Below are 14,604 nucleotides of genomic sequence, written 5' to 3' on the forward strand. Positions count from 1 at the left end.
CACATGATCTTGGCGATCCAGGCGTTGTAGTCCCGCTGCCCGTAGATACCGAAGGTGTGCAGCTCATTGGCGAAATCAGTATCAATCTCGGCATGTGCGGGAGCGGCGAAGGCGATTGCCGCCGCGGCACCGATCACTGCCAGCCCTGCAAGCTTCATGCGGTGAATCTTAGCCCATCTAAGCCTGTTTCGGGTGCGCGGTTGGTTCAGCCGATCGCCGACAGCAGCGGGACATATTGCTCGGCGCTCGTCAGCGAACCGTGATGGCCGACCAATGCCGACTCCAGGGGTTCGACTCGGCGTCTCAGCAACGCGGCTGAGCTGCGCGCGGCGGCGACCACATCGCCGATGCGGGAACGGACGTCGTCACGTACCCGAGGGCCGAACCAGCCCGCTCCGATGGCCTCGTCCCGCGACATCACCCACGCCGAATCCGCCAGGGTGGTCCGCCATGCGGTGAGGACGTCGTCGGCCGCGCCCGCGGCGGTGTAGACGTGCCGGGCGCGGGCTTCACCACCGACCGCGACCACCCCGTTGCGAAGTGGTTCGCACTCGTCGACGTCGATCGCCGCCGCTGGGTCCACGGCGACCATTCCGTGGTCGGCCACCACTGTCAGCAGGCATTCCGACGGCAGAGCTTCCAGCACCGACTCCACCAGGCGGTCGACCTGGCGCAACTGCATCCGCCAGGCCGGCGACCCGGGCCCGTGTAGGTGGCCCACCAGGTCGAGGTCGGCGTGGTAGCCGTAACAGAAGCCGCCGCCTGCGACGGCCGCGATGCTCTCGGCGGCGAGATCGCCGAGAGCGTGCACGCCGACATAGCGTCCGCCGCGCAGCAGCGCCCGGGTCAAACCGGATCCGGCGTGCTCGGCGCCCGAGACGATCGAGACCTCGAATCCGGCCGCCGCGGCCCGTTCGAACGTGGTGGGCAGCGGTTGGATCTGTTCGGGCACCACGCGGTCGCGAAGGTCGGGCCCCCACGGATGGGGGCGCCACCTCAGCGCGTTCATCACATCGAATTCTGGACCGGCCTCTGGGACCCGGAAGGAGTAGCCGACAAATCCGTGCTCACCCGAGCGGCTCCCGGTGCCGATCGCCGCCAGCCCCGCTGCCGTGGTGGACGGGAACCCGACGTGCAGGGTCCGGTGGGCGGCATCTGACATGGAGGTGAGTACGGGTGCGTCGGCGGCATAGGCGGCGAGCAATTCGGCGCCGAGTCCGTCGATCAACAGAACGCATGCTCCGCGGATCGGACCGGGCCAGACGATCCGCGCGTCGAACCCGGGTATGCCCATCGCAGCGAGCACGGACGGGACCACGTCAGCCAGGTGGGGTGCATCGGGATCGGGACTTGCAGGCTCCACACCCGCGAGCGTGCCACAGATCACGCCGGCGGGATCTGTCGACGCAGACCTCGGCCCAAGGGCGCCAGACCACCGCGCCGTACCCGGTACCCTGGGTTTTCATGAAGCCGATGAAAGCCGTGATCCTCGCTGCCGCCCTGGTGGTATCTGCAGGCGGGGCGTTCACTGGCATCGCCAGTGCCGATCCGGTCGTTCCGGCTCCAGGTCCCGCGCCGGGGCCCGTGCCCGCGCCGGGCCCGCCCCCCGGTCCCGTCGACGCGGCGCCGGCAGATCCCGCGGCCCCCCCAGCGGCCCCCGCGGCCGCGGCGGGCGGAAAAGCGATCGACCACGACGGCCTGTTCATGGTCGGTACCGATATCCAGCCGGGCAACTACGCCTCGGCCGGGCCGGTCGAGGGTGGCACCTGCTATTGGAAGCGCATGGCGGATCTGCACGGCGGCGACATCATCGACAACGCGTTCACGAAGAAGCCACAGGTCATCACGATCGAGGCGACCGACAAGGCGTTCAAGACGAGTGGTTGCCAGCCGTGGCAGCCAACCGACGCAGCCCCCGACACCCCGGCCAACGGCACCATCCCGGCCTTGGTGGGCGGCGCCAAACTGCGCGCGTGGATGGACAGCCTGAACAACAACGCCCGTAACTACGACGGTTCCTCGGTGCCGATGCCCTGACAGCTCGGGCTCGATGACCTGCCCGGCAGGATCAGCCCGGCGGAATCAGCGGCGGCCGACAGACATTGCCGGTCGGGTCCCACCACCAGCCGTTGTCGCACATCGGCGGTGGAGGAACCACGGGCGGTCGACACGTATTGGCCACCGGGTCCCACCAGGCGCCGTTCTCACATCCGAGCGGCACGACCGGCGGACGGCACACATTCGCCACCGGATCCCACCATTCTCCGGCACCGCAGTCGGCCCAGCTGACCGCTGGTGTGGCGACCGTAACCACTGCCATCAGACCGAACGGCGCCAGTACCGCGCCGATACCCGCAGCGCAGCGGCCGATGATGCTGGTCATCTCACACCTCCCCGAGAGATCACGTGATTCGAGCCTATCGGCGCACTGAGCGGACTGCCAGGAATCGGACACGCCGGGTCGGCGCCGGCCACGAGGATCCGCGAGGACGTCGACGCGGGCAATTGCTTTGCTGCACAAGATCACCCGAGCCGGTGTTCGGGCAGCCCGGCGTGTCGTCCAGCAGATGCACACCGCGCGGGAAGCGCAACCCGCACGGGCGCGCTGCTAGTCTGCGAGAGCTGCCGGTTGCGCGAATCGCGGGTCGATCCGCCCGGCCAGCCGCGGCGGGAACGTGACGAAACAGCTCGGTGGATACGGAAAAGGGTGTTGTGCGCGGCGCAGAGATCAAGGCCCTGACGGGTCTGCGCATCGTTGCAGCGGTGTGGGTGGTCCTGTTCCACTTCCGGCCCCTCCTCTACCAGGTGGCACCCGATGTCACCAAGGCCCTGGCCCCCGTACTCGACCGCGGCGCCCAGGGCGTCGACCTGTTCTTCATCCTCAGCGGATTCGTCCTGACCTGGAACTACATCGACCGGATGGGGCCGACGTGGTCCACCCGGGCCACGTTGCACTTCCTCTGGCTGCGGTTGTCGCGGGTGTGGCCGGTATACCTCGTCACGCTGCACCTGGCAGCACTGTGGCTGATCTTCACCCTCAACGTCGGGCATATCCCGCCGGAGGACACGAGCGGTTACAACGCCGTCAGCTATGTGCGGCAGCTGTTCCTCGTCCAGCTGTGGTTCGAGCCGTACTTCGACGGCTCGAGCTGGGATGGGCCGGCGTGGTCGATCAGCGCCGAGTGGCTGGCTTACCTGCTGTTCGGTGCGCTGATCCTGGTCATCTTCCGGATCGCCCGCGCGACCCGGGCGCGCAGTCTGGTCCTACTGGCCATCGCCGCCGCGGTCCCACCGGTCGTGCTGTTGATGGCCACCGGCCACTTCTACACCCCGTGGAGTTGGCTGCCCCGCATCGTCATGCAGTTCACCGCCGGCGCACTGGCATGTGCGGCGGTGCGCAAGCTTCATCTGACAGATCGGACCCAGAAGGGTGCGGGCTACCTCTCGATCCTGTTGGGCGCCGCCATCGTCGGCGGACTGTACTTCTTCGACAAGCACCCGTTGAACACCGTCGGCGATGCGGGCGGCATGGTCGACATTCTCTTCGTCCCGCAGGTGGTCGCCCTGGCGGTCGGAGTCGGCAGCCTGCCGGCATTGTTGTCCACCCGACTGCTTGTCTACGGCGGACAAATCTCGTTCGGCCTGTACATGGTGCACGAGTTGGTCCATACCGCCTGGATCTGGACCACCCGGCAATTCGAGCTGACCTTGACACCCACACTCTCGGGTAAGACGACGCTGCTCGGCCTGTTCGTGATCTCGGTGATCGGCGCGATCGCGCTCTATCACCTCGTGGAGGAGCCTGCCAGACGCTGGATGCGCCGGATGGTCGACATCCGGCCGGTCGACTCGACGAACACGAAACTGCACCGGATCGACACGGATTCCGCAGACCGGTCCGACGAGGTTCCAGCCCGCGCCGGCTGACCGTTGTAACCATCCAAACCCGCTGCGCGACAGGTTGTTATGCCCTTGTTATCGCTGTGTCACCAGCCGCCTATCTACGGCCCAGGTTCACACCTTAGGCTGTCTCGGTATCGCGGTCCGGGACGAATTGGGTCTCGCCGGCAGTGGAGGTTGCAGTGAGTCGTCTGACCACTTTCATCGTCTCGCTCGCCCTCCTGGTGGGGCTGTTCGCGCAGGCCCCTCAGCGGCGCTTTGTCACCTCCGGCCTGGATCCCCAGATCAGCCACATCGCGGTGATCGGAGACTCCTACACCACTGGCATGCCCGCCGAGGGTGGCATGGGGCCGAGGAACTGGGCTCCGCTGGCCTGGCAGAAATTGGCACAGCGCGGTGTGCAGGTCGACGCCGATGTGGTGGCCGAGGGCGGCGCCGGCTATGAGGCGCGCGGTAACCGCGGCAGCGTCTTCGCCGACCTGACCCCACGGGCGGTGCAGCCCGACGATGCATTGATCGTTTTCTTCGGGTCACGCAACGACAAGGATGCCGACCTGGGTGCGGTGACACGGTTGAGCCACGATGCGCTGACGATGGCCCGGCAGGCCGCTCCCACCGCTCGGATGCTGGTGATCGGGCCGCCATGGGTGAACGCCGATGTTCCGCCGAATCTGCTCGGCGTCCGCGACATCCTGCGCGATCAGGCCCGGCAGGTGGGAGCCATGTTCGTCGATCCGATCGCCGAACGCTGGTTCTTCGACAACCCGGAGCTGATCGGGGCGGACGGCATCCACCCGACCGACGCCGGCCACGCCTACATGGCGGACAAGATCGCTCCGCTGATCGGCAAGGAACTTCCGCGCTGGGTCTGAGCGCGGAGCTCAGCCGCCGGAGGTGGTGCGGAACCGGTCGCGGTAGGCCCGTGGTGACACCCCGAGGTGGTTGACGAACACCCGCCGTAGGGTCTCGGCACTCCCGAAACCGGCCAGGCGGGCGGTTTCTCCCACCTGGCGTCCCGCGTCGAGGGCTGCTCGTGCGACATCGACCCGCACAGTTTCGACGTAACGGGCCGGTGTGGTGCCCAGCTCGGCGTGAAACAGACGGGTCAGCTGTCGGGTACTCAACGAAGCCAGTGCCGCAAGGCTTTTCACGCTGTGGTCGGCCGTCGGATCGGCCGCGATCGCGTCGGTGACCTGACGCAGCGCCGACTCTGCCGGCGCGTCGGCCTCGACCAGCGTCGAGAACTGTGACTGGCCGCCGGCTCGCTTGAGATACACGACCAGTGACCGGGCGACGTCGCGCACCAGTTCAGCGCCGTAGTCCGACTCCACCAGTGCCAACGCCAGATCGATGCCCGCCGATACTCCCGCTGATGTGTAGACAGCCCCGTCCCGGACAAAGATGGCGTCGGGTTCGACCGAGATCGTGGGATAGGCGCGCGCCAGTAGCCGCGCATGCCGCCAGTGCGTGGTGGCCCGGCGGCCGTCGAGCAGGCCGGCTTCGGCGAGTATGAAGGACCCGGTGCAGATCGACGCGAGCCGTCGGGCCCGTGCGGGCACATCTCGCAGTGCTGCCACCAGGCTCGGATCGATCGGCCGGCCCACGAGATTGTCTCCGCCGGAGACCAATACGGTGTCCACGCCATCGATCTGCGCGATTCGATCGGTCACCGCGAACCTCGTGCCGATCGAGGTGATGACGTCGGCGCCGTCGACCGACGCGAACCGCAGTCGGTAGTCGGCGCCGAACCGGTTGGCCTCGGCGAAGACCTCGGCTGGTCCGGCGGCATCCAGCAGTTTCATCCCGTCGAAGACGACGATCACGATCTTCCGTGGTTCCCCACCCTGTGCCATGCATCCATTGTGTCGCTTTTTGTGGGAAAGATGGCAGATCGGACATTCTCGAAGGGTTGGGTCGCGGCGCAGACTGGTTGCACGCCGACAAGGAGGTTCGCATGTCATTCACCGCAGGTGCAACCGTCACAGTGGTCCAGCCCGGGGCCGGGAATTCGGCTGAAATCCCTGGCTTCGGGGCAGTTTTCAAGCTCACCGGCCGAACCACCGGAGGCCTGGTCTCGATTGTCGAGCATCCTTTCGCGGTGGGCATGATCACCGCGGCGCACCGCCATACCAACGAGGACGAGCACTCGATCGTGTTGTCCGGCGAGATCGGGTTCCGGTCAGATGACAGTGAAGTGGTTCTGGGACCGGGCGGTTACATCACGAAGCCGCGCGGGCAGATGCACGCCATGTGGAACGCGGGTTCGACGCCGGGTCGCATCATCGAAGTCATCACGCCGGGAAACGGATTCGAGAACTACTTCCGCGAACTCGGTGAGCTACTGACCTCCGCCGGCGAACCCGGGCCGGACGGCCCACCCCTGCACACCACCGCCGAGTTCATCGAACTCTCGAACAAGTACGGCCTCACCTACGGGGTGCCGGAATGGTTCGACGACATCGTGGCCCGCTACCACCTCAACCCACCCACCCATTGAGTCGAGTCCGAAGGAGACATCCATGACAACATCACTGACCGGCAACATCGGCGGGATCGAACTGCCGGACACCGCGCTGGTGCGCGAGGCCACCGAGTACATCCGCGACGTCGAGGACGACCTGCTGTTCCATCACTCCCGCCGGGTGTTCTACTTCGGTGCGTTACAGGGCCTGCGCCGAGGGCTGCAGCCAGATCTCGAGCTGCTGTACGTCGGTGCGATGTTCCACGACATCGGGCTGACCGACGGGTACCGCACGTCGTCACAATTGCGCTTCGAGGTCGACGGCGCCGACGCCGCACGGGACTTCCTGCTGCAGCGCGGGGTCGACGAGGCCGCCGCGCGCAAGGTCTGGCTGGGCATCGCGCTGCACACCACGCCGGGGGTGCCCGAGTTCCTCGAGCCTGAGATCGCGCTGGTGACAGCCGGTGTCGAAACCGATGTGCTCGGGATCGGCCTCGACAACCTGACACCGGAAGTTCTGAGTGCCGTCACCGCGGCGCATCCGCGGCCCGACTTCAAGAACCGCATCCTGCAGGCATTCACCGACGGGGTACGGCAGCGCCGCGGGTCGACCTTCGGCACTGTCAACGCCGACGTGCTGTCCCACTTCGACGACACTTTTGTGCGGGAGGACTTCGTCGAAGTAATCCTCGCCAACAAGTGGCCGGAATAGCCTGTCCCACAGGCGGACCCGAGTCGATCAGCTGGAGGACGTGCGGCGTTCGGCGAGGTCCCGGAGGGGTTCCGGCAGAGCAGGAGCCTGCAGGATCGTGGGCAGATGCTGGGGCTCCAAGGTCAGCGCCCGGAACACGAACCCGACGGTGATGCCATGGTCAGGGCGATCGGTCACCACGATCTCGTCGCCGGCAGATACCGGTCCCGGCGTAACCAGGCGCAGATACGCACCCGGGATCGCCGTCCTGGTAAAGGTTTTCACCCAACCGTTGATCTGCAACCAGTTTGCGAACGTCCGGCAGGGGATGCGCGGCCGGGACACCTCGAGCTCCAGCCCGTGGGAACCGACCCGCCACCGTTCACCGACGACGGCGTTGGTGACATCGATGCCCGCGGTCGTCAGGTTCTCGCCGAACACGCCGTTGGCGATCTCGCGGTCCAGCTCGGTCTGCCAGCTGTCGAGATCCTCGCGGGCGTAGGCGTACACCGCCTGATCGTCGCCGCCGTGGAACTGTTGGTCGCCGATCGTGTCGCCGACGAGGCCGCTACCGAGCCCGCCGTGCATCGGGCCGGGCGCGCGTACCGCGACCGCCCCGTCGACGGGACGTTTGTCGATGCCGGTGACTGCCCGGCCCTCGGCGGTGTTGGGTCGTGGATGGGCCACGTTGACCGTCAGTACCTGCGCCATGACGCCCAGCGTATCGGCTTAGAAAAGCGGTGTCGCAACGCCATTCGAGGACGGCGGGGAGGGCGGCACGGGCAGGCACAGCCCGGTCGCGGTGTCGAGCTGTCTGCCCGGTATGCAGAAAGGCGAACAACCGTTGGTGACGCCGGTTTCCCCGGGCGGGCAGGCCGAGCTCGGGGCCGGCGTCACGATCGTGGCCACTGCCATCGAACCGGCCGACAGCACCGCGGCCGACACCACGGTGAACACCCCGCGCCACACTGCGCTCGTCATTGGCTGTCTCCTCATGAGCTGCACCTCTTTCGGACCTACGGGCGCAGTCTAAGCCGCGGGTTGTCTGCCCACGCCCGGTTCGGTCCGCTAGCGTCACGTGGTTGTGCAGACCCTCATCGACTTCGACCGTGCGCCGGTTTTCGGCATCCCGACCATCGAGCCGGTCGGTGGGCTCACCGTGCGCGAGGGAATGCTGATCGAAGGCCCGCAGGGGTGGGGGGAGTTCAGCCCGCTGCCGCACGGGGGCGCGCTGGGCCGGTGGCTGACGTCAGCCACCGAGCCGGGAACCGTCGGCTGGCCCGATCCGGTGCGCGGCCGAGTGCCCATCGCGATCACCATTCCCGCCGTGGACGCCGCACGGGCGCGCGAGATTGCCGCCGCATCGGGTTGTCGGACCGCGGCGGTCGAAGTGGGTGTCGGGGGATTGGCCGAGGACCTTGAGCGGGTCCGTGCCGTGCGCGACGGGCTCGGTGCGGGTGGCGTCCTGCGGTGCGATGCCAAGGGACGGTGGGATCCGGACACCGCGGTCAGCGCCATCGCCGCTCTCGATCGAGCGGCCGGCGGACTGGAGTTCGTCACGCAGCCGTGCCCGACGATCGACGAGCTGGCGCAGGTCAGACGGAGGGTCGATATGCCGATCGCGGCCGGGGAGTCGATCCGCGAATCCGACGACCCGATGGGCCTGAGCCTCGGTGAGGCGGCCGATATCGCCGTGCTCGCCACCGGACCCTTGGGTGGGGCCCGGCGCGCGTTGCGCGTCGCCGAGGCCTGCGGGTTGCCGTGTGTGGTCACCTCGACGCTGGAGACCACCATCGGACTCGGGTCGGGGCTTGCGCTGGCGGGGGCGTTACCCGAGTTGGCGTTCGCGTGTGAGTTGGGCACCAGGGGCTTCCTCGCCGGCGATATCGTCGCTGATTCGCGGTCCCTGGTCGCCGTCGATGGCTACCTGCCTGTGGCGCCGATGCCGCCCGCGCCGCAGCCCGACCGACTCGAGCAGTATGCGGTCACCGACCCAGCCCGGGTGGCGTGGTGGCGCGAGCGTCTGGAGTGTGCCATTTCCGCATCGTGAACTGCTCTGATACCACCCCGGATGGGGTATCGCGGGGCTGAGCGCAGCACCCTCCGCCGAACAGATTCAAGTAGCGCACTACGCATGTGTGCGGCGTGGCGGCGACTCGAGAATCGACGTGGTCAGCTACCGCTGGCGGGAAGATCCAACGGAGGATGCCATGTCGTTGTTCGCCAAGCTGTCGGAACTCCGGGCCGTGAAGACCCAGGACTCCGCGGGGACCGACGAGCTCAGTATCAGCAGAGCTGACGGGTTTCAGTTCAAGGCTGTGTCGATGTGCCAGGGGGATGTGGTGGATCTGGACCGACTGCTGCCGTTCGACGGTCAGTTGGAGATCGTGTTGAGGGAGGTGGACGTGCGTACCGACGAGATGCAGGACGTGGGCTCGATATTCATCCGCTCGGACGAGTTGGGTAGAGGCGAGCTCACCCAGCAGTTCAGCGGCGCCGGCGCACTCTACGACCTCACGTACAAGGTCATCTGACCACTCAATCCCGAACGTCAGTCCTGAACGGCCTTGGCGATCGCCACACATCGGGTCAGCTCGTCGATGTCGGGTGCCGGTGTCTCGGTCAGCTCCCACATCGCGTTCTGCATCACCCGCACGATGGTCCAGGCCCGGGCCCGGTCGGCATCCAGGCCGGCCGCGTCGACCAGGGCCGACAGCCGGCGCCGGACCCCGTCGCGAACGTAACCCGCCAGCTCGTCCCATCGGTTCCACAGCATCGGCGCAACCTCGTAGTGCGGGTCGCCGTTCATCGGCTTCGGGTCGATCGCCAGCCATCGCTCGCGGTCACCGGCGAGGACGTTCTCGTAGTGCAGGTCGCCGTGGATCACGGTGCCGGTGGCGCCGGAATCGGCGGTCAGGTCCCTGCCGAGCGTGATCGCCTGTTCCACGAGTCGTCGTGGAACGGGGGCGTTGCGGGGGAGACGTGCCAGGTCAGCTGTCGACCGGGACGTGTAGTCGGCCAGTGACCGCAGCTGGGGCAGTGGCGGTACATGGATCCGGCCGTAGATCCCGGCGACGATCTCACACGCCTCGATGTCCCAGAGCTCGTTGAGATTTCGGTGGTGTAACCGTTCCAGCAGCATCGTCCGCCGGTGCGGATCGGCCCGCAGCAACCGGACCGCGCCGGCTCCCGCCCACCGTCGTAACGCGAGGTGTTCGTGTTCGGACTCGTCATCCGGGAACGCGGCCTTGAGGACTGCGGGCACACCCTCGTCGGTGCGTACCGGTAGGACGATCGAGCAGTAGCCGTGATCGGCGGGCCCGTCGGCGTGCAGGTCCCATTCGTCGAACTGGGTCCGGATCAGTCGTGGCAGGCCATCGACCCATGATTGCCATTGCGGTCCCCGCGTGCCCATCGCACGCACGCCTCCTGGCAGATCGATCATCGTGGTCCATCGTCGCACCCCGGCCCGCCCGCTCGGCATACGGTTTTGACAGACTGTGCCCCATGGCACAGATCACCTTCAAAGGAAACCCCATCAACACGGTCGGCGACCTGCCGGCAGTCGGTAGCTCCGCCCCGAGCTTCTCGGTCACCGGTACCGACCTCGGTGCCGTCACCAACGACCAGTTCGCGGGCAAGTCGGTGCTGCTGAACATCTTCCCGTCGGTGGACACCGGGATTTGCGCCGCCAGCGTGCGCACCTTCAACGAACGGGCCGCTGCCGCCGGAGCCACGGTCTTGTGCGTGTCGAAGGACCTGCCCTTCGCGCTGAGCCGTTTCTGCGGGGCCGAAGGCATCGAGAACGTCATCACCGCGTCGGCTTTCCGGGACAGCTTCGGAGAGGATTACGGAGTAACCATGTCCGACGGTCCGATGGCCGGTCTGCTGGGACGCGCCGTCGTCGTCATCGGCGCCGATGGCAAGGTGGCCTACACGGAGCTGGTGCCGGAGATCGTTCAGGAACCCGACTACGACGCCGCGCTGGCCGCACTCTGATCGTCGTCATCCCTCCTCACCGGCGCGCCCCGCGCCGGTGAGGAACCGGCCGGCGCTCAGATCGGCCAGTGCTCGCGGCGATACGCCGCGTCGAAGAACATCCATTCGTATTTGGCCGTGACCTCGAAATGGGCTCGTGCGGCGGCCTCGTCCGCCCCGCCCAGTGTCGGTCCCAGCCGATCGGTCAGCTCGAGCACCTCGGCAACAGTGGCGGCGAACTCGTCGCCCCCGTAGCTGTCGATCCAACGCTGATAACGCCGATCGGGCGAACCCCGATCCAGCAACGCCGCCCCGACGCGGGCGTAGATCCAGTAACAGGGCAGGACCGCCGCCAACCCCTCGGCGAAGGTGCCGCTGTAGGCAGCGGCCAGCAGATAACTCGTGTAGGCGCGTGTGGTCGGGGTGATCGGCGTCGCGTTCAGCGCCTCGACGTCCAGCCCCAATTCGGGAAGCAGCTCGCTGTGTAGGCCCAACTCGACATCGAAGACCTCGGCGGCGTGCCGGGAGAACATCGCGGTCTCGGCCAGCGTGGGGGCTTTGGCGGCGACGATGGCCAACGCGCGGGCATAGTCACGCAGATAGTGCACGTCCTGTGCCACGTAGTGGGCGAAGGCCGCGTCGTCCAGGCTGCCGTCGGTCAGGCCGGTCAGGAACGGGTGCGCGAGGATCGCGGTGAATATCGGCTCGATCGGCTCCCAGAGCCGGGAAGACCAGGATTGCGGATACGCGTCGGAATGCATGCCACCATGGTGTCAGGTCATCCGCAAACGTGGTGCGCCCTCTCGGCCGGCCTGCACCACAACGATTTTCGCCCCGGTCATGGCCAAATCGGAACTCCCCCCGACCCTTTGCCGAGGGGGAGGGCACCCACCGCGGCGCGCGGTGCTCCCGGCGGCGCCGAAGCGGCCCGCACAACGGCCGCCCAGGACCGCTCCGGTAACTGTTGGGTCACGGTCCTGTATCTGATCGAGTCTGTGCGCCAATCTAATTGGGCAAACCTGTTACTGAGCGGTACAAATGGTTGACCCGGCTGACAGCGACCAGCAGTCGGTGTCATCCTCCGGTGGTCGAGAGAGTTGATGTTCGATGAGACGTACCTTTGCCCTGCTGTTCGGTCTGGCATTCCTGGTAGCGGCTCCCGGACTGGCCGGCGCCGCGCCGATCGAACGCCCGACCGGCAACCAACGCTATGTCGATCTGGTGATTGCCCGCGCGATGTCACAGCGCGGTGTGCCCTTCAGCTACGGCGGTGGCGACGTGAACGGGCCGACCCGTGGCGTCGCCCGCTCCCTGCCCGCCGCCGCGGGCCTGGCTCCTGCCACTCCGCCGCTGGTGGGTGGCGGACTGACCCCGGGCCTCTCGACTCCGGCGGTGACCGCTCCGGTCGCTCCGGTTCTGACCCCGGGTCTCGGCCTGGCGCCGGACCCGTCGGCGAACGTGGTGGGATTCGACGCCTCTGGTCTGATCGTGTATGCCTTCGGCGGAGTCGGGGTGAAGATGCCACGGTCGTCCGGCGAGCAGTACAAGGTCGGACAGAAGGTGCTCCCGGCGCAGGCGTTACCCGGTGACCTGATCTTCTACGGCCCCGAGGGCACCCAGAGTGTGGCGCTCTACCTCGGCAACAACCAGATGATCCAGGGCACCGAGCCGGCTGTCGCGGTCACGCCGGTGCGCGCCCAGGGGATGACGCCCTATCTGGTCCGCATCATCGCCTGACACCTGAGATCTTGTGCGTCCGAGGCGGCTCAACCCTCCGTAGGCTCTGAGCTGACGACGAGGAAGGCGCACTGCATTGACAGATCAGACACCTGCGACCACGCGGACCGTATTTCCCGGTATCAGTTCCCGTGCCTGGGAGCATCCTGCGGACCGGACCGCGCTGACCGCCCTGCGTCGGCTGAAGGGATTCGATCAGGTCCTCAAGGTGCTGTCGGGGATGTTGCGCGAACGCAAGCACCGGCTGCTGTACCTGGCCAGTTCGGCACGGGTGGGTCCACGGCAGTTCGCCGACCTCGACGCGTTGCTCGACGAGTGCGTGCAGGTGCTCGACGCTCCGGTACGCCCGGAGATGTTCATCATCCAGTCGCCGGAAGCCAATGCGTACTGCATCGGCATGGAGGACCCGTTCATCGTCATCACCTCGGGCATGTACGAGCTGATGACACATGACGAGATGCGCTTCGTGATCGGTCACGAACTGGGACATGCGCTCAGCGGCCATGCCGTGTACCGCACGATGCTCCACCACCTGCTGCGGTTGGCCTCGTCGTTCGGCTTCATCCCGATCGGTGGCTGGGCGCTGCGGGCCATCGTCGCGGCGTTGCAGGAATGGCAACGCAAATCCGAGCTTTCGGGCGATCGCGCGGGCCTGCTGTGCGGACAGGACTTCGACATGGCGATTCGGGTCGAGTTGAAGCTGGCGGCCGGCCGGCACCTCGACAAGCTCGACTCGCAGGCGTTCCTGGCCCAGGCCCGTGATTATGACGCGACCGGCGACATGCGCGACGGGGTGCTCAAACTGCTCAATCTGGAAATGCAGACGCATCCGTTCTCGGTGCTCCGGGCGGCGGCACTGACCAAGTGGGTCGACACCGGCGGATACGGCGCGATCATGGCCGGCAACTATCCGCTGCGGTCCGAGGATGCGAACGCGAGTTGGGCTGACGACGTCAGCGCGGCGGCACGCCACTACAAGGACGGTTTCGACCAGTCCAACGACCCGCTGATCCGGGGCATCCGGGACGGCTTGGGCGGGGTGGTCGACGGAGTGGGGCAGGCCGCGACGAATGCGGCAGACTCGATGGGCCGCAAGATCTCCGAATGGCGCCGCAACACCCGGACGAGTGACGAACAGTCGACCGACGGGTAGTTGCCGTCGGAACAACGGTAAGCCCCTAGACTAGGCGCTCGTGGGCATCCTGTTTGGCTTCGCGCCGTGGATCATCTATTGGGTTCTCGTCGGCAACGTGCCGTTCCTGGTCGCCGTGCTGGTGGCGCTGGCCACGGCCATCGCGACATTCACGATCAGCCGGATCTCCGGGGCACCGGGGCGCACCTTGGAGGTCGGTGCTCTCGCGACCTTCATCGTGCTGACGATCCTGACCCTGGTGCTGAGCCAGGATGTGATGGAGCGCTGGATACAGCCACTGAGTACCGCGGGGATCTTCCTGGTCGCTCTGATCGGTCAGCTGATCGGCAAGCCGTTCGTGCTGGAGTTCGCCGCAGCGGGCCAGCCGCCCGGAGTTGTGGAAAGTGATCTGTTCCAACGGATTGTGAAGATCCTGACCTGGATCTGGGTGGGCGCGTTCGCCGGGATGACGATCTCCGCGGCGATACCGCCGTTGGTGCAGGGTGACGCCACGATCCTGGACACCAAGACGCCGTTGTCGTTCATCTGTTACTGGGTCATCCCGTTCACGCTGCTCGGGCTGGCGGCACTGGCCTCGCGGGTACTGCCCGACCGGATGACGGCGGGCATGAACGACATCGTGCGCAAAACCACTTTCGTGGCGTTCTCCGAGGCCGAGATCGACCAGCTCTACTATCTGGCGCA

Annotated in this window: 18 protein-coding genes and 1 pseudogene; 11 read left to right on the forward strand and 8 right to left on the reverse strand. The window is 66.8% G+C overall.

Annotated features, from left to right (window positions below; all coding sequences use genetic code 11):
• Both A5779_RS32800 and A5779_RS05525 read right to left on the reverse strand, forming a co-directional pair.
• Positions 1 to 158, reverse strand: a pseudogene (locus A5779_RS32800) (DUF732 domain-containing protein); the annotation flags it as partial.
• A 47-nt stretch (positions 159 to 205) separates the two neighbouring features.
• The gene (locus A5779_RS05525; protein WP_064879790.1) at positions 206 to 1,363 is read right to left on the reverse strand and encodes an alkaline phosphatase family protein; all 1,158 of its coding nucleotides are present in this window, start codon (positions 1,361 to 1,363) and stop codon (positions 206 to 208) included.
• Between the two features lie 101 nt (positions 1,364 to 1,464).
• Here A5779_RS05525 and A5779_RS05530 point away from each other — a divergent pair, with 101 nt between their 5' ends.
• A complete protein-coding gene (locus A5779_RS05530; protein ID WP_064879764.1) occupies positions 1,465 to 2,037 on the forward strand; it encodes an Rv1352/Rv1906c domain-containing protein in 573 nt (190 codons plus the stop codon).
• Between the two features lie 31 nt (positions 2,038 to 2,068).
• Here the strand turns inward: A5779_RS05530 and A5779_RS05535 are convergent, their stop codons facing one another.
• Positions 2,069 to 2,383 (reverse strand): hypothetical protein, encoded by a 315-nt coding sequence (locus tag A5779_RS05535; RefSeq protein ID WP_064879766.1) that lies wholly within the window; start codon positions 2,381 to 2,383, stop codon positions 2,069 to 2,071.
• A 329-nt stretch (positions 2,384 to 2,712) separates the two neighbouring features.
• Between A5779_RS05535 and A5779_RS05540 the strand changes: the two genes are divergently transcribed.
• Both A5779_RS05540 and A5779_RS05545 read left to right on the forward strand, forming a co-directional pair.
• Complete coding sequence (locus tag A5779_RS05540; protein WP_064879768.1) at positions 2,713 to 3,927, forward strand: acyltransferase family protein; 1,215 nt, start codon at positions 2,713 to 2,715, stop codon at positions 3,925 to 3,927.
• A gap of 155 nt (positions 3,928 to 4,082) precedes the next feature.
• Positions 4,083 to 4,772 (forward strand): Rv0518 family GDSL lipase, encoded by a 690-nt coding sequence (locus tag A5779_RS05545; protein ID WP_055114347.1) that lies wholly within the window; start codon positions 4,083 to 4,085, stop codon positions 4,770 to 4,772.
• A 9-nt stretch (positions 4,773 to 4,781) separates the two neighbouring features.
• Here the strand turns inward: A5779_RS05545 and A5779_RS05550 are convergent, their stop codons facing one another.
• Positions 4,782 to 5,753: a GlxA family transcriptional regulator gene (locus tag A5779_RS05550; protein WP_064879770.1), complete on the reverse strand. Its 972-nt coding sequence runs from the start codon at positions 5,751 to 5,753 to the stop codon at positions 4,782 to 4,784.
• A 101-nt stretch (positions 5,754 to 5,854) separates the two neighbouring features.
• Between A5779_RS05550 and A5779_RS05555 the strand changes: the two genes are divergently transcribed.
• Both A5779_RS05555 and A5779_RS05560 read left to right on the forward strand, forming a co-directional pair.
• Positions 5,855 to 6,397, forward strand: a complete 543-nt coding sequence (locus A5779_RS05555) for a cupin domain-containing protein (RefSeq protein ID WP_064879792.1) — start codon at positions 5,855 to 5,857, stop codon at positions 6,395 to 6,397.
• Between the two features lie 22 nt (positions 6,398 to 6,419).
• Entirely contained in the window at positions 6,420 to 7,073 is a 654-nt protein-coding gene (locus A5779_RS05560) for an HD domain-containing protein (protein ID WP_064879772.1), read from the forward strand.
• Between the two features lie 27 nt (positions 7,074 to 7,100).
• Here A5779_RS05560 and A5779_RS05565 read toward each other — a convergent pair whose 3' ends face one another.
• A complete protein-coding gene (locus tag A5779_RS05565; protein ID WP_064879774.1) occupies positions 7,101 to 7,763 on the reverse strand; it encodes an MOSC domain-containing protein in 663 nt (220 codons plus the stop codon).
• Positions 7,764 to 7,781: 18 nt separating this feature from the next.
• Positions 7,782 to 8,033, reverse strand: a complete 252-nt coding sequence (locus tag A5779_RS32805) for a hypothetical protein (protein WP_082941542.1) — start codon at positions 8,031 to 8,033, stop codon at positions 7,782 to 7,784.
• Between the two features lie 103 nt (positions 8,034 to 8,136).
• On the opposite strand from A5779_RS32805, the gene A5779_RS05575 reads away from it, so the two are divergent.
• On the forward strand, positions 8,137 to 9,102 hold the full coding sequence (locus A5779_RS05575; protein ID WP_064879794.1) for an o-succinylbenzoate synthase: 966 nt from the start codon (positions 8,137 to 8,139) through the stop codon (positions 9,100 to 9,102).
• A gap of 160 nt (positions 9,103 to 9,262) precedes the next feature.
• Positions 9,263 to 9,586, forward strand: coding sequence for a hypothetical protein (locus A5779_RS05580; RefSeq protein WP_131811581.1), 324 nt, complete (start codon positions 9,263 to 9,265; stop codon positions 9,584 to 9,586).
• Between the two features lie 17 nt (positions 9,587 to 9,603).
• On the opposite strand, the gene A5779_RS05585 is transcribed toward A5779_RS05580, so the two are convergent.
• Positions 9,604 to 10,497, reverse strand: a complete 894-nt coding sequence (locus A5779_RS05585) for an aminoglycoside phosphotransferase family protein (protein ID WP_064879780.1) — start codon at positions 10,495 to 10,497, stop codon at positions 9,604 to 9,606.
• 62 nt (positions 10,498 to 10,559) lie between these two features.
• Here A5779_RS05585 and tpx point away from each other — a divergent pair, with 62 nt between their 5' ends.
• A complete protein-coding gene (tpx, locus tag A5779_RS05590; RefSeq protein ID WP_055114335.1) occupies positions 10,560 to 11,051 on the forward strand; it encodes a thiol peroxidase in 492 nt (163 codons plus the stop codon).
• A 56-nt stretch (positions 11,052 to 11,107) separates the two neighbouring features.
• On the opposite strand, the gene tenA is transcribed toward tpx, so the two are convergent.
• Positions 11,108 to 11,791 (reverse strand): thiaminase II, encoded by a 684-nt coding sequence (tenA, locus tag A5779_RS05595; protein WP_064879782.1) that lies wholly within the window; start codon positions 11,789 to 11,791, stop codon positions 11,108 to 11,110.
• Between the two features lie 346 nt (positions 11,792 to 12,137).
• Between tenA and ripD the strand changes: the two genes are divergently transcribed.
• The 3 genes from ripD to A5779_RS05610 form a co-directional block, all read left to right on the forward strand.
• The gene (gene ripD / locus A5779_RS05600) at positions 12,138 to 12,767 is read left to right on the forward strand and encodes an NlpC/P60 family peptidoglycan-binding protein RipD (RefSeq protein WP_064879784.1); all 630 of its coding nucleotides are present in this window, start codon (positions 12,138 to 12,140) and stop codon (positions 12,765 to 12,767) included.
• Positions 12,768 to 12,843: 76 nt separating this feature from the next.
• On the forward strand, positions 12,844 to 13,920 hold the full coding sequence (locus tag A5779_RS05605) for a M48 family metallopeptidase (protein ID WP_064879786.1): 1,077 nt from the start codon (positions 12,844 to 12,846) through the stop codon (positions 13,918 to 13,920).
• A 40-nt stretch (positions 13,921 to 13,960) separates the two neighbouring features.
• The coding region (locus A5779_RS05610; protein ID WP_064879788.1) for a hypothetical protein at positions 13,961 to 14,604 on the forward strand (644 nt) is incomplete at its 3' end.

Origin of the sequence: Mycolicibacterium peregrinum, assembly GCF_001665625.1 — a bacterium.
Taxonomy (GTDB): domain Bacteria; phylum Actinomycetota; class Actinomycetes; order Mycobacteriales; family Mycobacteriaceae; genus Mycobacterium; species Mycobacterium peregrinum_B.